Annotated in this window: 24 protein-coding genes; 4 read left to right on the top strand and 20 right to left on the bottom strand. The window is 71.0% G+C overall.

Annotated elements, in window-relative coordinates; genetic code table 11:
* The first annotated feature begins 220 nt into the window (after positions 1-220).
* A complete protein-coding gene (locus IEZ10_RS08710; protein ID WP_189245965.1) occupies positions 221-1,510 on the top strand; it encodes a DivIVA domain-containing protein in 1,290 nt (429 codons plus the stop codon).
* Between the two features lie 170 nt (positions 1,511-1,680).
* Here the strand turns inward: IEZ10_RS08710 and IEZ10_RS08705 are convergent, their stop codons facing one another.
* The 4 genes from IEZ10_RS08705 to IEZ10_RS08690 form a co-directional block, all read right to left on the bottom strand.
* A complete protein-coding gene (locus IEZ10_RS08705; protein ID WP_229811074.1) occupies positions 1,681-2,472 on the bottom strand; it encodes an alpha/beta fold hydrolase in 792 nt (263 codons plus the stop codon).
* 238 nt (positions 2,473-2,710) lie between these two features.
* Entirely contained in the window at positions 2,711-3,424 is a 714-nt protein-coding gene (locus IEZ10_RS08700; RefSeq protein WP_189245963.1) for an alpha/beta hydrolase, read from the bottom strand.
* Between the two features lie 114 nt (positions 3,425-3,538).
* Positions 3,539-3,883: an Rv1322 family protein gene (locus IEZ10_RS08695; RefSeq protein WP_189245962.1), complete on the bottom strand. Its 345-nt coding sequence runs from the start codon at positions 3,881-3,883 to the stop codon at positions 3,539-3,541.
* Positions 3,880-4,017 (bottom strand): hypothetical protein, encoded by a 138-nt coding sequence (locus IEZ10_RS08690; RefSeq protein ID WP_189245961.1) that lies wholly within the window; start codon positions 4,015-4,017, stop codon positions 3,880-3,882. Before IEZ10_RS08690 ends, IEZ10_RS08695 begins: the two co-directional genes overlap by 4 nt.
* Before the next feature lie 130 nt (positions 4,018-4,147).
* Here IEZ10_RS08690 and nucS point away from each other — a divergent pair, with 130 nt between their 5' ends.
* Together nucS and IEZ10_RS08680 are read left to right on the top strand one after the other, a co-directional pair.
* The gene (gene nucS / locus IEZ10_RS08685; protein ID WP_189245960.1) at positions 4,148-4,807 is read left to right on the top strand and encodes an endonuclease NucS; all 660 of its coding nucleotides are present in this window, start codon (positions 4,148-4,150) and stop codon (positions 4,805-4,807) included.
* A 495-nt stretch (positions 4,808-5,302) separates the two neighbouring features.
* Entirely contained in the window at positions 5,303-5,893 is a 591-nt protein-coding gene (locus tag IEZ10_RS08680) for a TetR/AcrR family transcriptional regulator (RefSeq protein ID WP_189245959.1), read from the top strand.
* 74 nt (positions 5,894-5,967) lie between these two features.
* On the opposite strand, the gene IEZ10_RS08675 is transcribed toward IEZ10_RS08680, so the two are convergent.
* Positions 5,968-6,285: an STAS domain-containing protein gene (locus tag IEZ10_RS08675; protein WP_189245958.1), complete on the bottom strand. Its 318-nt coding sequence runs from the start codon at positions 6,283-6,285 to the stop codon at positions 5,968-5,970.
* A 344-nt stretch (positions 6,286-6,629) separates the two neighbouring features.
* Complete coding sequence (locus IEZ10_RS08670) at positions 6,630-9,818, bottom strand: S41 family peptidase (protein WP_189245957.1); 3,189 nt, start codon at positions 9,816-9,818, stop codon at positions 6,630-6,632.
* 65 nt (positions 9,819-9,883) lie between these two features.
* On the opposite strand from IEZ10_RS08670, the gene IEZ10_RS08665 reads away from it, so the two are divergent.
* Complete coding sequence (locus tag IEZ10_RS08665; protein WP_189245956.1) at positions 9,884-10,474, top strand: cob(I)yrinic acid a,c-diamide adenosyltransferase; 591 nt, start codon at positions 9,884-9,886, stop codon at positions 10,472-10,474.
* 63 nt (positions 10,475-10,537) lie between these two features.
* Here the strand turns inward: IEZ10_RS08665 and IEZ10_RS08660 are convergent, their stop codons facing one another.
* The 14 genes from IEZ10_RS08660 to atpB all read right to left on the bottom strand — a co-directional run bounded on the left by IEZ10_RS08660 (position 10,538) and on the right by atpB (position 21,121).
* Entirely contained in the window at positions 10,538-10,729 is a 192-nt protein-coding gene (locus tag IEZ10_RS08660) for a hypothetical protein (protein WP_189245955.1), read from the bottom strand.
* Positions 10,730-10,995: 266 nt separating this feature from the next.
* Positions 10,996-11,259 carry a hypothetical protein gene (locus IEZ10_RS08655; RefSeq protein WP_189245954.1) on the bottom strand — a complete coding sequence of 88 codons (264 nt, stop codon included), beginning with the start codon at positions 11,257-11,259 and terminating at the stop codon, positions 10,996-10,998.
* Between the two features lie 209 nt (positions 11,260-11,468).
* The gene (locus tag IEZ10_RS08650; protein WP_189245953.1) at positions 11,469-12,176 is read right to left on the bottom strand and encodes a hypothetical protein; all 708 of its coding nucleotides are present in this window, start codon (positions 12,174-12,176) and stop codon (positions 11,469-11,471) included.
* Positions 12,173-13,039: an ATP-binding cassette domain-containing protein gene (locus IEZ10_RS08645; protein WP_179819212.1), complete on the bottom strand. Its 867-nt coding sequence runs from the start codon at positions 13,037-13,039 to the stop codon at positions 12,173-12,175. Before IEZ10_RS08645 ends, IEZ10_RS08650 begins: the two co-directional genes overlap by 4 nt.
* Complete coding sequence (locus tag IEZ10_RS08640; RefSeq protein ID WP_189245952.1) at positions 13,036-13,395, bottom strand: GntR family transcriptional regulator; 360 nt, start codon at positions 13,393-13,395, stop codon at positions 13,036-13,038. The genes IEZ10_RS08645 and IEZ10_RS08640 overlap by 4 nt, the downstream gene beginning before the upstream one ends.
* 229 nt (positions 13,396-13,624) lie before the next feature.
* Positions 13,625-14,038: a DUF2550 domain-containing protein gene (locus IEZ10_RS08635; protein WP_189245951.1), complete on the bottom strand. Its 414-nt coding sequence runs from the start codon at positions 14,036-14,038 to the stop codon at positions 13,625-13,627.
* A 37-nt stretch (positions 14,039-14,075) separates the two neighbouring features.
* The gene (locus IEZ10_RS08630; protein WP_179819215.1) at positions 14,076-14,486 is read right to left on the bottom strand and encodes a F0F1 ATP synthase subunit epsilon; all 411 of its coding nucleotides are present in this window, start codon (positions 14,484-14,486) and stop codon (positions 14,076-14,078) included.
* Positions 14,487-14,552: 66 nt separating this feature from the next.
* Positions 14,553-15,980 carry a F0F1 ATP synthase subunit beta gene (gene atpD, locus IEZ10_RS08625; protein WP_189245950.1) on the bottom strand — a complete coding sequence of 476 codons (1,428 nt, stop codon included), beginning with the start codon at positions 15,978-15,980 and terminating at the stop codon, positions 14,553-14,555.
* 1 nt (position 15,981) lies between these two features.
* Positions 15,982-16,881, bottom strand: a complete 900-nt coding sequence (locus IEZ10_RS08620) for a F0F1 ATP synthase subunit gamma (RefSeq protein WP_189245949.1) — start codon at positions 16,879-16,881, stop codon at positions 15,982-15,984.
* Positions 16,882-16,884: 3 nt separating this feature from the next.
* Positions 16,885-18,534: a F0F1 ATP synthase subunit alpha gene (gene atpA / locus IEZ10_RS08615; protein ID WP_189245948.1), complete on the bottom strand. Its 1,650-nt coding sequence runs from the start codon at positions 18,532-18,534 to the stop codon at positions 16,885-16,887.
* A 23-nt stretch (positions 18,535-18,557) separates the two neighbouring features.
* Positions 18,558-19,367 carry a F0F1 ATP synthase subunit delta gene (locus IEZ10_RS08610; RefSeq protein WP_189245947.1) on the bottom strand — a complete coding sequence of 270 codons (810 nt, stop codon included), beginning with the start codon at positions 19,365-19,367 and terminating at the stop codon, positions 18,558-18,560.
* 85 nt (positions 19,368-19,452) lie between these two features.
* Positions 19,453-19,989, bottom strand: a complete 537-nt coding sequence (locus IEZ10_RS08605) for a F0F1 ATP synthase subunit B (RefSeq protein ID WP_189245946.1) — start codon at positions 19,987-19,989, stop codon at positions 19,453-19,455.
* 32 nt (positions 19,990-20,021) lie between these two features.
* Entirely contained in the window at positions 20,022-20,258 is a 237-nt protein-coding gene (atpE, locus tag IEZ10_RS08600; RefSeq protein WP_189245945.1) for an ATP synthase F0 subunit C, read from the bottom strand.
* Between the two features lie 71 nt (positions 20,259-20,329).
* On the bottom strand, positions 20,330-21,121 hold the full coding sequence (atpB, locus tag IEZ10_RS08595) for a F0F1 ATP synthase subunit A (protein WP_189245944.1): 792 nt from the start codon (positions 21,119-21,121) through the stop codon (positions 20,330-20,332).
* Positions 21,122-21,212 lie beyond the last annotated feature (91 nt).

Below are 21,212 nucleotides of genomic sequence, written 5' to 3'. Positions count from 1 at the left end.
TTTCGGCCGGTGTCAACGCGGCGGCCGGGTGCCGCGTCACATGCAGGAAGGGTTCATACGTAACAAGTCACGCAGAAAGTCAGAGGGGACCGCCAACGCGGCAACTCCAGAGTACGCTGGCCTATCACCGGACGTGGGTCCCGCCACGGCCCCCACCTCGGGTGTCCGAATCCTTCGTCCGCCCCGTGTAGCCGTCTCGACAACCCAGGATCGAGCCTCCATGCAGTCCGACATCGACGCCCAGCTCAACAACTTCTTTGAAGACACCCCCGCTCGGGAATTCGACGTGGTGCTCCGTGGCTATGACCGGCACCAGGTCCATGATCATCTAAAGCAGGTGGACGCCGAGCTGCGCCAGTCCAGGGAGCAGGTGCAGGGCCTGCAGCGCGACCTGGCCGACTCCCAGCGCCAGCTGCAGGAGCAGGAGCGCCCCACCTACTCCGGCCTGGGCGCGCGGATCGAGCAGTTGCTCCGGCTCGCCGAGGAGCAGGCCACCGAGCTGGTCCAGGCGGCCCGGTCCGAGGCCAACGAGATCAGGGCCGCGGCCAAGGTCGAGGCCGCCGACGTGCGCGCCGCCGCGGAGAACGAGGCGGCCGAGAAGCGCGCCCTGGCCACGCGCGAGGCCGACGAGATGCGCACCACCGCCGAGCGCGAGGCCGAGGAGATCCGCTCGACCGCCCGCCGCGAGGCCGACGAGCTGACCTCCACCACCGAGCGCGAGGTCGCCAAGCTGCGCGCCACCGCCGACCACGAGGTGGCCGAGAAGCGCGCCGACGCCGAGCGCGAGATCGCCAAGCTGCGCACCACCACCGAGCGCGAGGTCGCCCAGCTGCGGGCCTCGACCAAGCGCGAGCGCGACGAGATCCTCACCACCGCCAAGCGCCAGGCCGACGAGATGCGCGCCCAGGCCCAGCGGATCCTGGAGGAGTCGGAGGCCAAGCGCGCCCAGGACGAGGCCGAGTTCGAGATCCAGCTCGCCGCCCGGCGCGAGGAGGCCGAGCGCCAGGAGGCCGAGCGCCACGCCACCGCGCAGGCCAACACCCAGCGGATGGTCTCCGAGGCCGAGCAGCGCGCCGCCACCGCCGAGCAGCGGGCCACCAAGGCCACCCAGCAGGCCGAGCAGACCCGCCGCGACGCCGACACCCACGCCAAGCAGCTGCTCGCCAACGCGCGCAAGAACGCCGACCAGCTCGTGGCCGAGGCGAAGACGAACGCCGAGACGATCGTCTCCGAGGCCAAGACCGAGGCCGAGCGGAGCCGTTCGGTCGCCCAGCGCCAGGTCGACGAACTGACCCGCCAGCGCGACAGCATCACCAGCCACCTCGCGCAGCTGCGCCAGCTGCTCGGCGGCGCGCCGCTCCCGGCCGCCGACCCGGAGCCGGCGATCGCCCCGGCCCCGGCCAAGCCGGCCATCTCCGCCCCGGCCGAGACCCCGGCCGCGGCTCCGGCTCCGGCTCCGGCGTCCAGGACCGAGACCAAGGACGACGACGCCGAGTGGTGGCAGGAGTAGGGGGACGCTGATCGGGAGGCGTTGAGACGGCTGATCTGAGGAGCCCGGCGATCCGTGTGGATCGCCGGGCTCCTCTTCGTCTTCCGGGGTCCCCGGTCCTCGCGTTCCGCCCGGTCCCCGTCCCCGGGTCCCCGACTTCCCGGGTCGGTGTTCCCGGGATCGGTTCGCGCTCAGCCGCCGAGCGGTGCCCGCCCCGCCAGCTCGGCGAGGAAACCCGCCAGCGCGCGGTTGAACGCCTCCGGCTGCTCGACCGCGCTCAGGTGACCTGCCTTCTCGATCACGGCCAGCCGTCCGTCGGGCACCGCCTCGACCATCGCCTCGGCGTCGCCCCGCGGGGTGAGGCCGTCCTCCTCCCCCACCAGCACCAGTGCGGGCACCTTGAGCCCGCGCAGGGTGTCGAAGGAGTCGGGGCGGGCCGCCATGGCCCGCTGGGCCCACGCCACCGCCCGCGGCGGGGCCGACTGGACCAGCCCGCGCACCCTGCCGTACACCATCGCCCGGCGCTCGGCGGTGGTCCGCCCGACCAGCGGCGGGAGGACCTCCTCCAGCAGTACGGCGGAGCCGTCCTCGACCACGGCGGCGGCGATGCGCTCGCGGTTCGCCCGGGCCTGGTCGGGGTCGGCGCTCGCCTTGGTGTCGGCGAGGACGACCCCCATCAGCCGGTCGGGGTGGCGGCGGCACAGGGCCATCGTCACGTAGCCGCCCATGGACAGCCCCCCGACGACGGCTCGATCGACGCCCTCGCGGTCGAGCGTCCGCGCGACGTCGTCGGCCATCACGTCGAGGGACGGCTCCTCGTCGCCGAGCACCGAACCGCCGAAGCCGCGCAGGTCGGGGGTGATGACCTTGCAGAGTGCGGACAGGCCCTCGCGCTGGGCCAGCCACATGGCAGAGGACAGGGGGAACGCATGCAGCAGGACGACCGGAACTCCCTCGCCCGCCGACCGGGTGTACAGATGCACAGATCCACGGTAGTCGCGCGTCCCGGATCTGACATCCCTTGACGCGCGAAGCGGCATGGCCGGGACCGCCGCGCCGGCCCGCGCCGGCCCGCGCCGGCCCGCGCCGGCCCGTGTCGGCTCTCCCGGCCGTCCGGGCGGCCGCGCCGCCCCGCGTCCCGGGACGGCCCGCACCGGCCGGGCCGCGCCGGGTGCTACCGAAATGCGGGTCAGCGCTCCGGCCTTCAGGCCGGGGAGCGCGTCAAGGCTCGGGGATCTCGGTGGGCAGGGGGTACGCGGCCGGGTTCACCCGCCGGACGATCTCGTTGAGGACGATCCGTACGTACGGCTCGCCGACCCACAGGTGCTTGGCGCCGTCCACCCCGACGACCTCGGCCTGGGGCACCCGGGCGAAACGCTCGCGGGCCTCGGCCGGCCGCAGGTAGTCGTCGAACTCGGGGACCAGCGCGGTCAGCGGCCGGCCGAACTCCGCCCAGCCGTCGAGGTCGGCGTCGGTGGCCCGGTGCAGCGGCGGGGAGAGCAGGATCGCCCCCTCCACCAGCGGGTCGCGGCCCCACTTCAGCGCCAGCTCGGTGCCGAAGGACCAGCCCACCAGCCAGGCCCGGGGCAGATCGTGGAACTCGGCGTACTCCAGCGCGGCGGCGACGTCGAGGCGCTCGTCCTCACCGTTGCCGAAGGCTCCTTGGGAGGTGCCCCGGTCGGAGGTGGTGCCGCGCGTGTTGAACCGCAGCACGGCGAGGTCCGCCAGCGCGGGCAGCCGGTTGGCCGCCTTCTTGTGGACGTGGCTGTCCATCATGCCGCCGTGCGTGGGCAGCGGGTGCAGGCAGACCAGCGTGGCGGCCGGGGGCCGGTCCGCCGGGAGGGCCAGCTCGCCGACGAGCGTCAGCCCGTCGGCGGTGACCAGCTCGATCGGCTCCCTGCGCGCGGGCAGCACCGTGGAGGCCCGGATCTCCATGTGTTCCTCACTTCGTGACGTCGTGTCGTGGCCGGCGCCGGCGGGCCCGGAACCGTGCGGTCGCCGTCGGCGGCCTTCGGCGCCGGGACCGTACGGCGGCCCTCCGGCGGCCTTTCAGTATCTGGTCCGGCCCGGCCCGCGCCTGGTCCGGTGGCGCCAGCACGCGGTGTGCCAGTGCCTGCGCTCGTCCTCCCCACCGGCCCAGGCGGGCCAGCTCACCAGGTGCGGCAGGCCGGGCCTGATCTCCTGGTCGCAGCCGGGACAGCGGTAGGTCTTGTCCGCCCCGGCTCCGGTGACCCGCCGTACGTGCCAGTCGCCGTCCGGCCACTCCTCGACCTGGTCGACACCGGCGACGAACATCCCCACGGGGCGGGAGGACGGCGGCCGGCCGGAGCCTCCGCGCCCGCCGCGGCCGTCGCGGGCGAAGGGGTCCTTGCGGTGGGACCGGCGGGGGCTCATGGCAGGTCGCGGGTGCTCCGCACCCCGGCCGTGACGAGGCGGCCGGGCGGCGGCGCGGGGGCGAGGACCTCGGCGGCCGCGGCGCCCGTCGCGCCGGGGGCGGCCGCTCCGGCCCGGTCGAAGCTGCGCGTCATGCCGACCAGTCTCCCAGAGGTCTCCCGCTCTCCCCAAAACCACCCCAAAACCAGCTCAACGTCGGCGCAGGTCACCGGATCCGCGGTCCCGGCCACCGGCACCGGTGTTCCGGCGGTAAGGTTGGCCCCCATGCGGCTGGTCATCGCGCGATGCAGTGTGGATTACGTCGGGAAGCTCACCGCTCATCTTCCGATGGCGCCGAGGCTCATCCTCATCAAGGCGGACGGCAGCGTGTCCGTGCACGCCGACGACAGGGCGTTCAAACCGCTCAACTGGATGAACCCGCCGTGCCGGCTCCGCGAGGAGGAGGGCACCTGGACGGTGACCCACGGCAAGAGCGGCGAGAAGCTCATCCTCACCATGGAGGAGATCCTCCACGACTCCAGCCACGAGCTGGGCGTCGATCCGGGCCTGATCAAGGACGGCGTCGAGGCCCACCTGCAGGAGCTGCTGGCCGAGCACATCACCACGCTCGGCGCGGGCTGGACGCTGGTCCGCCGCGAGTACATGACGGCGATCGGACCGGTGGACATCCTGTGCCGCGACCACGAGGGCGCGACCGTGGCCGTGGAGCTCAAGCGCCGCGCGGGCATCGACGCCGTGGAGCAGCTGACGCGCTACCTGGAGCTGATGAACCGCGATCCGCTGCTCGCCCCCGTCGCCGGCGTCCTGGCGGCCCAGGCCATCGCGCCTCAGGCCAGGACCCTCGCCGAGGACCGCGGCATCCGCTGCGTCACCCTCGACTACGACGCGCTGCGGGGCATCGAGCGCACCGACACGCTGTTCTGAACGTCTCCCGGTCCTCCGGGCCGGGAGACGTGGCATGTCCCGGGGCGCACGGCGCGCCCCGGGACGGACAAAAAAGGGGGTGGCGGCCCGGCGCTCTTTCGTCGCCCTCCCGCCGCCGGCCGCTTTCCGGGAACCCGGACCGGCGGCTTTCCGGGAGTCACGGAACCGGCGGTTTCCCGGGGGCCACGGGGCCGTACGGCTTTTCGGACCATCCTGGACCGCCTTTCCGGAACTCCGTATAGCCGCCCGAAATGAGAAACCTCCTCAGTTTCTCCGCCCCGGCCTCCCGGAGCGCTTGACCGGCCGGTCAGATCCCTGACCTTCTTACATGAACGCCGGAACATGTGACGTTCTGACTCTTCCAGAAAAACGGATCTTGCACCCATAATGGTGGATTCTGGGGCCATAACGTTGGGGTGGAAGTGATAAAGCGATGATTTGTCAAGCTCACGACAACGCCGGGAGCTTGACGTGAATGGACGGCCCTATCGGGGAATGTCATCCGAGGAGCGGCTGGCGGACCGCCGGGAACGCCTGATGACGGCGGCGTACACGCTCTACTGCGATCCCGGCTTCCCGGAGACGACGATCGAGCGGCTGTGCGCCGCCGCGCGCATCTCGAACCGTGCCTTCTACGAGTGCTTCTCCGGCCGTGACGAACTGATGGAGGCCGTGCACGACCGGTGCGTGCAGGAGTCGCTGGCGTCGGTGGCGAAGTCCGTCGCGCAGGCCCCCGACTCGCTGCTCGAACGGATCAGGGCGGGCATCGGCGGATACATCGGTTTCGTCACCGAGGACAGGCGGCGGGCCCGCCTCATGCATCTGGAGGTACGGCGGGCCGGCGGCTGCCTCACCAAGGCACGCGAGCAGGCCCTGGCGGGCTTCTTCGAGGCCGTCGAGATCATCGGTCCCGGTGACCCCGCCCTGGCGGGTCCGGCCGGGATCGACCGGCGGCTGCTGGCCCTCGGGGTCATCGGGGCCATCCAGGAGCTGCTCACCGAATGGGTGCTGGCCGACGACCCGCCCGAGGTGGACCACCTGATCGACACCGCCGTGCGCGTCTTCCACCGGTCCTTCGTGGCATGAGAGGGACTCACCGCCCGGTGGCGCCGCGGGAGCCGGGATCGCTTCCGGGAGTCCGGGATCCGGGGTCGCGGGGGTCAGGCGACCGCGCCCACCGGGAGCTCGACGGTGAGCACCCGGTTGAGCCGGGTCACCGCCAGCACGCGCATGACCCTGGGCGGCACCCGGCGCAGGATGAGCCGGCGTCCGGCGGCCGCCGCGCGCCGGTGCGTGCCGACCAGCACTCCCAGGCCGGTGGCGTCGATCATCTCCAGGCCGGAGAGGTCGGCGATCAGGTCGCCCTGCCCGGTGTCGACGGCCTCGTGCAGCCGCGGGCGCACCTCGGCGACGGTGCCCACGTCGAGACGGTTCCCGACGTCGACCACCTGTGCTTCGGGGTTCTCAGCGACGCGCATGCCTCCTCCTCGTGCCCGGCCGCCGGGGACGAGGCCGGACGAAAACCCGCGACGCGCGACCGCGGGGACGGTCACGTGGGGCGTTTCGGTCGTAACGTGATGTGAAAGACGATGGTCTGGCCCCTGCGGTCCTTCCACCTGCAGAAAAGGCCTGCCCCGGCGGAGGGAAAAAATTCTGCCGGAGCCGACCTTTTTCCGCGGAAGACCGGATGGCCCGATCCCGTCGCCTCTCCGGGAGCCATCCCGTCGCCTCTCCGGGAGCCCGGACGGCCGTGGTCCCGCGGGCCGCGCCGGGTCCGGCGACGGCGGATGCCGGTCACGGCCTCCGGTGACGACGCCGCCGGCTACGGCCGCGGCGGCAGCGCCGGGCGGCGGCGGGAGGGCCGGGTGGCCGGGTCGGGCGGGGTCACCGCCGGGCGCTCCCGCAGCGCGGCCAGCGCCAGCCGTACGGCCTCCTCCAGTTGGGTGTCGCGCCCGGCGGCCCAGTCGTCGGGGGTGATGTCCAGGTCGACGTCCGGCTCGACACCGTGGTTCTCCACCGCCCAGCCGAGGTCCTCGAACCAGAAGGAGTACCTCGGCACGGTGAAGCTCGTCCCGTCGGCCAGGCGGTGGTCGTCCTCGATGCCGATCACCCCACCCCAGGTGCGGGTGCCCACCACCGGTCCGAGCCGGTGGAACTTGAAGGCCGCGGTGACGATGTCGCCGTCGGACCCGGCGTCGCGGTCGGTGACCGCGACCAGCGGGCCGCGCGGCGCGTCCCGGGGATAGGTCATGGGCGTCATGCCGCGGGGGCTCTCCCAGGCGATGACGCGGCGGATCAGCTTCTCGATGACCAGCTCGGAGGTGTGGCCGCCCCGGTTGCCGCGGACGTCCACGACCAGCGCCTCGCAGGCCATCTCCCGGCGCAGGTCGCGGTGGAACTGCGCCCAGCCCTCGGCGACCATGTCCGGGATGTGCAGGTAACCGACCCGGCCCTCCCCCAGCTCGCGGACCCGCGCCCGCCGCCCGTTGACCCAGTCCTGGTAGCGCAGGCGCCGGTCGTCGCCGAGCGGCGTGACGACCGCCTTGCGCCCGCCGTCCAGGGTCAGCTCGACCGGCTTGTCGGCCGCGCCGACCAGCAGCGGCGCCGGCCCGTCCGACGTCACCGGACGGCCGTCCACCGCCAGCAGCGTCTCCCCCGCGCGGACGGCCACGCCGGGCGCGGCCAGCGGCGAGCGGGCGCGCACGTCCGACGACTCGCCGGGCAGCACCCGGTCCACCCGCCAGCGGCCGTCGGCGTCCCGGGACAGGTCCGCCCCCAGCAGGCCGACCCCCTCGGACTCCGGTCGCCCCCACGGGGCCGCGATGACGTAGGCGTGCGAGGTGCCGAGCTCCCCGGCGACCTCCCAGAGCAGGTCGGCGAAGTCGTCGGAGGTGGCGACGCGATCCACCAGCGGCCGGTACTCCTCCAGCACGGCGTCCCACTCGACGTCCGCCATGTCCTCGACCCAGAAGTCGGCCCGCATCCGGCGGCCGAACTGGTCGTAGGCGAGCCGCCGGTAGGCGCGGGGGTCGGCGGTGACCCGGATCCGCGACAGGTCCACGGTCACGTCGTCGTCGTTCTTGCCGCCGACCTTGCGGACGGTGAGCTCACCGTCGCAGGAGACGACGAGGTGGGTGCCGTCGCCGCTCACCCGGTAACCGTCGAGCTCGTCGACGATCTCCTCGCACTTGCGCTTGACCAGGTCGTAGTGGTCCAGCGCGGGCTTGGGCGCGTCGGCCCCCACCTTCTCGCGGTCCTCGCCCAGTTCCCCGGCCAGCGGCTCGCGCAGCCAGACGAACCCGTCCCTGACCGCGCTGAGCGCCGAGTAGCGGCCCTCGGGCACAGGCACCTGCACGACCCGGCCGGCGATGCCCTCCAGGTCGACGGTGAGCGCGGGGACGTCGTCCTTGCCCTTGTCGTCTCCGTCGTCGTCCGGGGACCCTACGGGTCGCCCCTCGGCGCTGGGCGCGAACGGCGACGGGGTGGCCGCCGACAGCGGCACCAGGTAGGGGCGGTAACCGAACGGGAAGGACATGTCGAAGGAGTGCGCGTCGTAGACCGGGTCGAAGCCGCGGCGCGACAGGAACGCCAGGTGGTCGCCGGTGAAGGCGGGCGAGGTGTCCACGAACCGGCCGTCGGTGACGTCGGTGATCACCCGGTCCGCCAGCCGGGCCAGGCGGATCCTGCGCAGCGGATCTGCCTCGGGGTGCGACCAGGCCAGCCAGGCCGAGTCGGGCGAGAAGGCCAGCCCGTCGACCTGCCCGTCGGCCCGGGTCAGCTCGACGACCTCGCCGGAGGTGACGTCCACCAGCAGGAGCCGCCCGTCCCTGGCCGCCACCGCGATCGTGTTCCCGTCGGGCGCGACGGCCAGGTCGCCGACCTCGCCCAGCATCCCCTCGGCGATCCTGCGGGTCTCCCCGCCGCCGGCCGGGCCGATCTCCAAGCCCTGCCGGTGCCCGTCGTCGACGACCCACACCACCCTGTCCGCGCCCAGGACGCGCGGCGTGCCGGCCCCCAGGCCGGAGCTGAGCTGCCGCGCCGGACCGTCCCGGTGGGTGATCCAGTGCACGGTCCCCTGCACCTCGACCACGCTGGCCCGGCCGGTCTCGTCCACCGCCAGGCCGTGCAGCCGCCGTCCGGCGTCCACCTGGTACGGCTGCGGCCCCCGCACCGGGGAACCGAGCCTGACGTCGAGCTTGCGGGCCTCGGCGTCCAGGCCGTCCAGCAGGTAGATGTCGCCGGCGTTCTGGTAGACGATCCGGGTGCCGTCGGTGGTGGCGTGCCGGGCGTAGAAGACGTCGTGGTCGGTGTGCCGGCGCAGGCCGGTGCCGTCCGGCGCGCAGGAGTAGAGGTTGCCGACCCCCTCGTGGTCGGACAGGAACACCAGGCGCCCGCCGACGAGCATCGGGTTGGCGAAGTGCCCGTCGAGGTCGGCCAGCAGCCGGGTGAACGACTCCTCGCCCGCCCGCCGTATCCACAGCCGTCCGGCCGTGCCGCCCCGGTAGCGCTTCCACGTGCCCGGGTCGCGGCCGAGGGCGCCGGTGAGCAGCGCCACCGCGCCGGACACCTCCCCGGCCGTCCCTTCAGCGGCTCCGGCGATCGACAGGTCGGTGACCGGCCCGTACGGCAGCCGCTCGGGCAGGCCGTCGCCGATGGCGTAGGCCCAGCTCCAGGGGGTGAAGGGCTGTCCGGTCGCGCTGATCGCGAGGACCTCGCCGCCGGGCGTCCAGCCGCGGGTGCGGGTCCGCATGTCCCCCCAGTAGGTCAGCCGCTCGGCGGAGCCGGACTCCAGGTCCGCGAGGTACACCTCGGGATCGCCGTCACGGAGGCTCGTCCAGGCCACCTTCGTGGCGTCCGGGGAGAGGCGGGGATGTGCCGCGGGGGCCCGGTCAGAGGTGAGGCGCCAGGCGCGCCCGCCGTCCGCAGGGGCCGCCCAGACGTCGTCGTCCGCGACGAACGTCAGCGTGTCGCGGGAAAGATGGGGAAATCGGAGGTAGAAACCAGAGCCCATTTACCCAGCATATTGTCCGCTATGGAGGAGATCGTAGGTGTTTTTCGGTCGCTACGCTGAGCCCCATGACGCGAGCTGACAGGGACAAGCCGGTGGTGCTGTCCAAGATCTACACCCGGACCGGCGACGACGGCACGACCGCCCTCGGAGACATGAGCCGCACCCACAAGACCGATCCTCGGCTGGCCGCCTACGCCGACGTCGAGGAGGCCAACGCGGCGATCGGCGTGGCCCTGGCGACCGGCGCCCTCGACGAGGACGTCGCGGCGGTCCTCGGCCGGATCCAGAACGAGCTGTTCGACGTCGGCGCCGACCTGTGCACCCCGGTCACCGAGAACCCCGAGTTCCCGCCGCTGCGCGTCGAGCCCTCCTACATCGAGTGGCTGGAGGAGCGCTGCGACGAGTTCAACGAGCGCCTCAAGCCGCTGCGCAGCTTCATCCTGCCGGGCGGCACCCCCGCCGTCGCCCAGCTCCACGTGGCCCGCACGATCGTACGGCGGGCCGAGCGGACCGTCTGGGCGGCCCTTTCGGCCCACGACGACGTCAACCCGCTGACCGCCAAGTACCTCAACCGGCTGAGCGACCTGATGTTCATCCTGTGCCGCGTCGCCGCCCACGGCGACGAGATCCTCTGGAAGCCCGGCGGCACCCGCTGACGTCCCGCGGCGGCGCGGTCGCGGCCCGGAACCCGGCCGCGACCGCCACGCCGGACTCAGGCGTCAACGGTGGCCGCGGGACTTCTCCACCGCCTGGGCGAGCATCTCGACCTGGACTCCCCGCGCCTCGGCCGCCAGGGGGCGCAGGTCCTTGCCGTCACCGGTCAGGACGAACGCGGGTCCTTCCGCCTCGGCGTACGCCACCACCAGCGCGTCCACCGCGGAGGGCGGTGCCTTACGGTCCGATCTCGTCATGGCGGCGATGGCCTTGGTACGCAAGGCCGCCGCACGCCTGGCGAGTTCCTTCGGCACCTCGGTGCGAGGAGTGCGTGCCGGAGGAAAACGATCGACTCCCACATCCCGCGCCGGATGGCCCGTGAAGCACTCGACCAGCACGACCGAAGGAATCAGGGGGGGCCACACGCCTTCGTGGCGAAGCCGACGCATGACGGCGACCGACTCAGGGGTCCTGCCGGCCAAGAAGGTCACGGCCCCGGAGTCGAGGATCAGACGCGGCACCTCTAGCCGACCATCCGCTTGTCGTCCCCGGAGGGTGCGATGCGGTTCATCAGTTCGTCCGCGTAGTGCTCGGCGGCGGCCCACTCCTCATCCGTGACACCCCGTTCCGCCAGTTCGGCCTCGACCCCGGCGACATAGTCGTCCATCTCGCTGGCGAGGATCGCGTCCCGCACGGCCTTCTGGAAGATCTCGGAGGCGTTGAGCTTCCGGTGCCTCCTGAGCTGCGCGTCCAGCTCGTCGTCGATGTAGACGTTCCTGCGTGCCATACACACAACCATACACACACTTCCCGGAGTCGTCTTCACATTGGCCGACAGGCTGATCAGCGCGCCTGCGAGCGGGGCGATCCTCACCGAAAGCCGTGATCACTGAGCCGCGGAGCATGACGATGTCGAAATCGGCGGAGGCCGGCCTGAGCAGCAGGTTCGCGACCGGGGTTCGCGCCGCCGCGCGGAACCCGGCCCCTACCCGCCGCTCAGGCCGGCCTGTTGCGTAGCGGCACGTCGCGGATGACCAGCCAGGTCAGGGCCAGACCGAACAGGAACGCGGCCAGCCCGAGGCCGGCGGTGACCGCCGGGGACTGCGGAACGTCCAGGCCCAGGGCGAGGCGGCTGACGAACGGCAGCCGCAACTCGGTGCCTATCGCGCTCTCCGCCAGCACGACCAGCCCGACGCCGACCGGGACGGCGAGCAGCCCGCCGCCGTCCCAGCGGTAGAAGGCGGCGCCGATGACGGATCCCGCGACGAGCCAGGCGGCGAGCTCGATCAGGTACTCGGCGAGGACGAGCGGTACGTGGGTCGGCTCGGCGAACAGGTGGGCCCGGTCCAGCGTCTGGGACAGGCCGGCCAGGCCGTACGCTCCCGCCTCCAGCAGGTAGCCCACCGCGACCAGGACGGCCAGGAACGGCGCGAACAGGGTGGCCGTGACGGCCGCCTGCGCGCCGAACTGGCGGCGGGTCACCCCGTGCGCGACGTACATCGGCAGGTACTCCCGCACCAGGGCCACGCCGACGAACAGCGCGTACCATCGGGCGAGCTGCACGCCCTTCTCCCACGTGCTCTCGGTGAGCGTGCCGAAGACCGCGACGCCCGCCGCGACCAGCGCGACGCCCGCCAGGAGCACCCCCCACAGCAGCAGCGCGAAGACCATGTTGGCGGCCAGGAGACGGCTGGGGAACCTCATCGGGGGCCTCCGGTCAGGTGGACGAACAGCTCCTGCATGGCGACCGGCCCGAGTTCGAGGCCGGCCTCGGCGGCCTCGCGGCGCCGGGTGTCGTCGAGATCTCCGTAGACCATCGCCGATCTGGTCGGACCGAGGTCCCTGGCGCCCAGTACGGTCAGCCCGGCGGTGAAGGCGTCCACCCGGGCGACGGGGCCGGTCACGGAGACCCCCCTCGACAGCAGCGTCCCGGCGTCCTCCTGCACGACGAGCCGGCCACGATCGATGATCAGCACCTCCTCGAACAGCGGGGCGGCCTCCTCGATCAGGTGGCTCGCCAGGACGAACGTGCGCGGGTGCGCCATGTAGTCGGCGAGCAGCGCGTCGTGGAACGCCTGCCGGGACGGCACGTCCATGCCGAGGTGCGCCTCGTCGAACATGGTCAGCGGTGTCCGGCTCGCCAGGCCGACCACCACTCCCAGCGCCGAGCGCTGGCCCTTCGACATCGCCTTGACGTTCGCCTTGGGCGGGATCCCGAACGTCTCCAGCAGCGAGCGGGCGTAACCGGCGTCCCAGTTCGGGCGCAGCCCCTCGGCGAAGTAGAGGGCGTCCTCGACGGTGCCGATGGTGATCGCCTCCCCCTCGTCGCGGACCAGGCCGATCCGGCGGGTGAGGTCGGCGTTCTCGAACACCGGCCGCCCGTCCACCAGCGCCTCCCCGCTCGTCTGGCGGCGGAAGGCCGCCAGGACCGACGTCAGGCTCGACTTGCCCGAGCCGTTGCGGCCGAGCAGCCCGTAGATCTTCCCGCTCTCCAGGGTGAACGTCAGGCCGTCGAGCGCCGTGGTCTCGCCGTAGCGCAGCACCAGATCGCGGACATCGATCCTCATCTCCCCTCCAGTTCCTCGATGCGGCCGATGACCTCGCCGAGCGGGATCCCGATGGCCCTGGCCTCGGCCACCATCGGGTCCACCACGTCGGTGAAGAACCTCTCCCTGCGCCCGGCCCTGAGCACCTCCGGGGCTTCCGGGCTCACGAACATGCCGATCCCTCGCTTCTTGTACAGCACGCCCTCGTCCACCAGCTGCTGGAAGGCCTTGGCGGCCGTCGCCGGGTTGATCCGGTAGAAGGCGGCGTACTGGTTGGTGGACATGACCTGCTCGTCGCCGCGCAACGTCCCGCTCAGCACATCGGCCTTGATGCGCTCGGCGATCTGCCGGTAGATCGGGCTCCGGTCGTCGAACATGGCACCTGCTTCTATGGTTCATTACTATAGTAATGAACCATAGAAGGCGTGCGACGACCGGTCAATCCCGTACGGCGGGCACCCGGCCGGGGAAGAGGACCGGACCGGGGACGGAAACGGGGCCGGTCCGGGGTCGGGGCCGGGGCCGGGGCCGGGAAAAACGACAGGCCCCGGCCCCGGCGAACCGGGGACGGGGCCTGTCGTCGGTACGAAGGCGGCGGAAGAAGGGTCAGGCGACGTCGAGGTAGGCGCTGGGCGGGGCGGACTCCAGCCAGGCGACGAACCCGGTCAGCGCGCGGTAGCCCATGGCGATCTCGAAGGCGTCGGGGCCGTTACGGCACTCCAGCGCCGTGACCCCCTCGATGAACCCGAAGAACTCGCCGGACCCCACCCTGCGGCGCCCGGAAACCACAAGGCCGCGCCTCACGATCACGTGGCGCGGCCTTGGCAGCAGACCTATGAGCGGAATCCAGTTGAGCTGGTCCTTGGCGTAGCGGGCCACTCCCACCCGCCAGCTTCGCTTCCCCGGAACCGGGCGCAGGCAACACAGCACCGATCCCCGGGAGCGCGCCAGGACCAGCCCGCGGAGGGCGACGAGGACGACGACCGCCGTCACCACGATGAGTACGTTCAGCGCCGTCATTCCCGCTCCCAAAAGCCGTACCGCTCAGAAGCAGAATTTAACCGACTTCCTCGCCGGCCGCGCGCAGCCTGGCCTTGGCGCGCTTGGCGGCGGTGACATCGACGCTGACGTCGGCCTGGCCCGCGTCCATAGAGGACTGGGCCCGCTGGAGCGCGTCCCGGGCCCGGTCGACGTCGACCTCGGAGCCGAGTTCGGCCGTCTCGGCCAGGATCGACACCTCGTCGCTGGCCACCGAGATGAACCCGCCGTGGACCGCGGCGACCAGGTCCGTCTCGCCGCCACCGCGCTTGACCCTCAGCACGCCGCCCTCGACGAGGACACCGATCACCGGGGCGTGCCTCGGCATGATGCCGATCTCGCCGTCGATGGTCTTGGCAATCACCATGTCGGCCTCTCCCGACCAGAGCTCCCGCTCCGGAGAGACGACGCCTACTCGCAGCTTCGCCACTTTCTTTCCAGTTCCTTTCGAACCAGGCGCCGGCACGGCCCCGGGCCGTGCCGGCGCCCAAGGCGACTAGCGGGCGAGTTCCTTGGCCTTGGCGATGGCCTGCTCGATGCCACCGACCATGAAGAACGCCTGCTCGGGGAGGTGGTCGTACTCACCGGCGCACAGACCCTTGAACGAGGCGATCGTCTCGTCCAGCGGCACGAACTCACCCGGCTGGCCGGTGAACGCCTCGGCGGCGTACATCGGGTGGGAGAGGAAGCGCTCGATACGGCGAGCCCGCTGGACGGTGACCTTGTCCTCTTCGGAGAGCTCGTCGATACCGAGGATCGCGATGATGTCCTGCAGTTCGCGGTACTTCTGCAGGATCCGCTTGGTCTCCTGGGCCACGCGGTAGTGCTCCTCGCCGATGATCAGCGGGTCGAGGATCCGCGAGGTGGAGTCGAGCGGGTCCACCGCGGGGTAGATGCCCTTCTCCGAGATCGGCCGGGACAGAACGGTCTGCGCGTCGAGGTGCGCGAACGCGTTGTGCGGGGCCGGGTCGGTGATGTCGTCCGCGGGGACGTAGATCGCCTGCATGGAGGTGATCGAGTGACCGCGGGTCGAGGTGATGCGCTCCTGCAGGACGCCCATCTCGTCGGCCAGGGTCGGCTGGTAACCCACCGCGGACGGCATGCGGCCGAGCAGGGTGGAGACCTCGGAACCGGCCTGGGTGAACCGGAAGATGTTGTCGATGAACAGAAGCACGTCCTGCTTCTGCACGTCACGGAAGTACTCCGCCATGGTGAGGGCGGAGAGCGCGACGCGCAGACGGGTGCCCGGCGGCTCGTCCATCTGGCCGAAGACGAGCGCGGTGTCCTTGAGGACGTCCGCCTCCTCCATCTCCAGCCAGAGGTCATTGCCCTCACGGGTGCGCTCGCCGACGCCCGCGAACACCGAGGTGCCCGAGAACTTCAGCGCGACGCGGCGGATCATCTCCTGGATCAGAACGGTCTTGCCGACGCCGGCGCCGCCGAACAGGCCGATCTTGCCACCCTTGACGTACGGGGTGAGCAGGTCGATGACCTTGATGCCGGTGGGCAGCATCTCGGTGCGCGACTCGAGGGCGTCGAACGACGGCGACGGGCGGTGGATGCCCCAGCGCTCGGTCACCTGCAGCGACGCGACGTCGGTGTCCAGCGGCTGGCCGAGGGCGTTCCACACGTGGCCCTTGACGACGTCGCCGACCGGCACCGAGATCGGGCCGCCGGTGTCGGTCACGGCGGCGCCGCGGACCACACCGTCGGTGGGCCGCATGGAGATGGCCCGGACCAGGTTGTCACCCAGGTGCTGGGCGACCTCCATGGTCAGGGTCTGGGACTCGCCGCCGATGGTGACGTCGACGGTCAGGGCGTTGTAGATGTCGGGCATCGCCTCGACGGGGAACTCCACGTCGACGACGGGACCCGTGACCCGCGCGACGCGGCCCACGCCGGTCTCAACAGTCTCTGCAGTCATTTCACTCTTTCCCCGCTGCGGCGTCAGCCAGCGCGTTCGCGCCACCGACGATCTCGCTGATTTCCTGGGTGATCTCCGCCTGGCGAGCCTGGTTCATCTGCTGGGTGAAGACGCGGATGAGCTCGTTGGCGTTGTCGGTCGCCGACTTCATGGCCCGGCGGCGCGCCGCGTGCTCGGAGGCCGCCGACTGCAGGAGCGCGCTGAAGATGCGCGACTCCACGTAGCGCGGCAGCAGCGAGTCCAGCACCGCACCGGCGCCGGGCTCGAACTCGAAGTACGGCAGCGGCGTGTCCGGCGTCTCGGTCGTCTCCTCGACCTCCAGCGGCAGGATGCGGTTGACCCGCACCTCCTGGGTCAGCATGGACACGAATCCGGTGGAGACGATGTGGATCTCGTCCACCCCGTCCTCCGCCGAGAACGCCTGGATCAGGGCGTCAGCGATCTCCTTGGCGTGGGAGTAGGAGGGGTTGTCGGAGAACCCGGCCCACTGCCCGCCCATCTCGCGGCCCCGGAAGGAGTGCCAGGCGATGCCCTTGCGGCCCACCACGTAGGGCATGGGCGTGACGCCCCTGCTCTCCAGGAGGCCGCGCAGGGCCTCGGCCTCGCGCAGGACGTTGGCGTTGAAACCGCCGGCGAACCCGCGGTCGCTGCTCAGGATGAGCACTGCGGCCCTGGCGGGCTGCTCCTTGGCCACGGTCAACGGGTGGTCGACGCTCGCGGTGTTGCTGACGACGCCCGTGACGGCGCGCGTGATCTCGCGCTCGTACGGCATGGCCGCCTGCATCCGCTGCTGCGCCTTCACGATGCGCGACGAAGCGATGAGCTCCTGGGCACGCGTGATCTTCGCCGTGGACCTGACCGACCGGATCCGCCGCCGCAGCAGTCTTAGCTGGGCACCCATCGGCTACTTCTTCTCAGCCGTGCGGACGTGCTTGGTGATCTTCTCCTGACCGACGTCGCCGGCGTCCATGGCCGCCACCGACTCGTCACGGACCAGCAGCTCGCCCGAGGCGGTCTCGAAGGTCTTCTTGAACTCGGTGATGGCGTCCTTGAGGGTCGTCACCGCGTCGTCGGACAGCTCCTTGGTCTCGCGGATGCCGTCGAAGACGCCCTTGTTGTTGCGCTCCAGGTGGTCCAGGAACTCCGCCTCGAAGCGGCGGATGTCCTCGACCGGAACGTCGTCGAGCTCACCGGAGGTGCCGGCCCAGACCGACACGACCTGCTTCTCGATGGGGAACGGGGCGTACTGCGACTGCTTGAGCAGCTCGACCAGGCGCTGACCGCGCTCCAGCTGGGCGCGGGAGGCCGCGTCCAGGTCGGAGGCGAAGGCCGCGAAGGCCTCCAGGTCGCGGTACTGCGACAGCGACAGACGGAGCGTGCCGGCGACCTTGCGCATCGCCTTGATCTGCGCCGAGCCACCGACTCGGGAGACGGAGACACCGACGTTGATGGCCGGACGCACACCCGCGTTGAACAGGTCGGTCTCGAGGAAGCACTGGCCGTCGGTGATGGAGATGACGTTGGTCGGGATGAACGCCGAGACGTCGTTGCCCTTCGTCTCGATGATCGGCAGACCGGTCATCGAGCCGCCGCCCATCTCCTTGGAGAGCTTGGCGCAGCGCTCCAGCAGGCGGGAGTGGAGGTAGAAGACGTCGCCGGGGAACGCCTCACGGCCCGGCGGACGGCGCAGCAGCAGCGAGACCGCGCGGTAGGCGTCGGCCTGCTTGGTCAGGTCGTCGAAGATGATCAGCACGTGCTTGCCCTGGTACATCCAGTGCTGGCCGATGGCCGAACCGGTGTAGGGGGCGAGGTACTTGAAACCGGCCGGGTCGGAGGCCGGAGCGGCGACGATGGTGGTGTACTCCATCGCGCCCGCCTCCTCAAGGCGGCCCCTCACCTGGGCGATCGTCGAACCCTTCTGGCCGATCGCGACGTAGACGCAGCGGACCTGCTTGTCGGGGTCGCCCGACAGCCAGTTCTCCCGCTGGTTGAGGATGGTGTCCACGGCGATGGCGGTCTTGCCCGTGCCGCGGTCACCGATGATCAGCTGGCGCTGGCCGCGGCCGATCGGCGTCATGGCGTCGACGGCCTTGAGGCCGGTCTGCAGCGGCTCCTTGACCGGCTGGCGCTGGACCACGGACGGGGCCTGGAGCTCGAGGGCGCGCAGGCCCTCGGACTCGATGGCGCCCTTGCCGTCGATCGGGACTCCCAGCGGGTCGACCACGCGGCCGAGGAAGTTGTCGCCGACCGGCACGGACAGGACCTGGCCCGTCCGGCGGACCGTCTGGCCCTCCTCGATCCCGCTGAAGTCACCCAGGACGACGACACCGATCTCACGGGTGTCGAGGTTCAGGGCCAGGCCGCGCGTGCCGTTCTCGAACTCCAGCAGCTCGTTCGCCATCGCCGAGGGAAGGCCGGAGACGTGGGCGATGCCGTCGCCGGCGTCGACGACGGTCCCGATCTCCTCGCGCGCGGCACCTTCCGGCTCGTATGCCTGGACGAAGCGCTCAAGGGCGTCCCGGATCTCGTCCGGCCGGATCGTAAGCTCCGCCATCTCTCTTCAGTCTCCCTATTCGCCTAGCCGGCCAACCGGCGGCGGACTTCTTCGATTCGTCCCGCGACGGTGGTGTCGATGAGGTCGTCCCCGATGTGGATCGAGAACCCTCCGAGCACCCGCGGATCCACCTCGACGTTCAGCTGAACGTCGTGACCGTATGTAGTGCGCAGCCACCTGGCGAGACGCTGCTTCTGCTCCTCGGAGAGCTCGACGGCGCTGCGCACCACCGCGACGAGGCGATGCCTCTGGGCGGCGACCAGGCTGCCGAACTCCTCCAGCCCTCCGTCCAGGCTACGTCCTCGGGGGTGTGCGACGACCTGCCCGATCAGACGGAGCGTGCTGGGTACGACCTTGCTCCCGACCAGCGTCTCGAGCAGCTCCCGCTTGCCCCCCTCGGGGACGTTGGGGTTGGACAGCGCCTGGTGCAGGTCGCGGTTGGAGGCGACGACGCGGCCGAACCGGAACAGCTCGTCCTCGACGTCGTCGAGCCTGCCCTGCGCCTCGGCCTCGGCGGCCGCCGAGACGACGCCGAGCCGCTCCAGCGCGTCGGCCAGGTCGCCGGGCCGCGTCCACCTCGCGGACGCGGCCGCCACGACCGTCTCCAGCGCCGCGTCGCTCACCTTGCCCTGAAGCAGGACCCGTACGGCCTGCCCCTTCTGGGCCACGTCGCGGGAGGGGTCGGACAGGTAACGGCGGAGCCCGTGCTCACGGTCGAGCAGGTCGGCGACCGCGAAGAGCTCGTCGGCCAGCGAGCCGAGGTCGGCGCTTCCCGCCACAGCGTTGAAGCGCTCTTCGACCTCGGCCAGCGAGGCCCTGCTCAGCCCTCTCATCGGTCGCTCACCCCTCCTCGTTCGCTGCGCGGCCCGCTCGTTCCTCGCGAGCCACTCCGCTCACTGCGTCGGGTTCGCTCCGTCATCAGCGGACCGCCGCGTTGCTGGACTCCAGCTCCTCAAGGAACCGGTCGACGGTGCGGCGGCGACGCGCCTCGTCCTCGAGGGACTCACCGACGATGCGGGTGGCGAGCTCGACCGACAGGCGGCCGATCTCGTTGCGGAGCTGCGCGAACGCCTGCTGGCGGTCGGCCTCGATCTGGGCGTGCGCGGCCTCGACGAGACGCCGGGCCTCGGCCTGGGCCTCCTCGCGGAGCTCGGCCTTGATCTGCGCACCCTGCTCGCGAGCCTCCTCACGCAGGCGGGAAGCCTCGTGACGAGCCTCGGCGAGCTGATCCTTGTACTGCTGGAGAGCCCGCTGCGCCTCTTCCTGCGCGTCCGAGGCCCGCTTCAGGCCACCCTCGATCGCGTCGACGCGATCGGCGAGTGTCTTCTGGATACGGGGGACCAGGAGACGCCCGACGAAGAAGAGGACGACCAGGAACGCGAATCCCCCGACGACCATCTCGGCCACGTTGGGGACGAGCGGGTTCGTCGCTTCCTCTGCAGCTAGCAGATTCATGACTGCTGCCTTCCTTCAGGGCTGGTCGTTTGTCAGGCCCGGAAGGCGAACGCGAGAGCGATACCGATCAGCGCGAGCGCCTCGGCGAACACGAAGCCCAGGATCATGTTCTGCCGGATGAGGCCGTAGGCCTCGGGCTGGCGGGCGATGGCCTGGACACCCTGACCGAAGATGATGCCGATGCCGACGCCGGGGCCGATGGCGGCGAGGCCGTAACCGATCGAACCGAGGTTGCCGGTCACCTCAGCGAGCAGCTGGACGTTGGACATTCTTGGGTTTCCTTTTCTATCGACCAGTGGAAGGTGTCCACCGGGGCTCTCTGGCGGTGGGAGCGGAAGGTCTAGTGCGCCGGGTGCAGCGCGTCGTTGATGAACATCGCGGTCAGCAGGGCGAAGACGTACGCCTGCAGGGCCTGGATGAACAGCTCGAAGGCCGTGAGCAGGATCGTCATGAGGACGCCGAGGACACCGAGCGGTGCGCCGAGCGGCGTGAGCTGGACGAACAGGAAGTGCCAGCCGACCTCGGAGAACAGCGCGATGATCAGGTGGCCGGCCATCATGGTGGCGAAGAGCCGGACCGCGTGGGTGATGTGGCGCAGGAAGAAGGTCGAGATGAGCTCGATCGGCGCGACGAGGACGTAGATCCACTTCGGCAGGCCGGGGGGGAACATCACGTTCGTGAAGAACTTGACCGGTCCCTGGTGCTTCACGCCGAGGTACATCACCAGCACCCAGACCCCGAGGGAGAGGACCGCCGGGTAGCCGATCCGCGACATCACGGGGAACTGGATGAAGATCACGGAACCGAACAGGTTCATGATCCACACAAAGAAGAACATGGTGAACAGCAGCGGCATCCACCGGTCGCTGTCCTTGCCCAGGTTCGGCCGGGCGACCTGCTCGCGGACGAACTCGTAGGCCATCTCGCCGAGGTTCTGCATGCCCCTCGGCACCAGCTTGGGGCGGGAGAAGGAGGCGTAGACGAGCACGATGACCAGCAGCGAGCCGATCAGCGCGAGCAGGGCCGGCTTGTTGAACCAGGCCTGACCCTGGACGAGCGGCGGCCAGTCGAATATGCCGAGCCCCGGAGCCTGGAACTCCTCGGAGGCGAGAGGCGTCAGCGCGGCGCTCACTCGGCGTTCCCTTCGTCGTGGTGATTGGTCAAAAGGCCATCCAGCGGATCACGCCGAGAGCGGACCGGCCGGACGAGGAACGTGGAAAAGG

The sequence above is a fragment of the Streptosporangium pseudovulgare genome (assembly GCF_014648055.1).
Classification (GTDB): Bacteria; Actinomycetota; Actinomycetes; order Streptosporangiales; family Streptosporangiaceae; genus Streptosporangium; species Streptosporangium pseudovulgare.
This window is presented reverse-complemented; position numbering and strand designations above follow the sequence as displayed.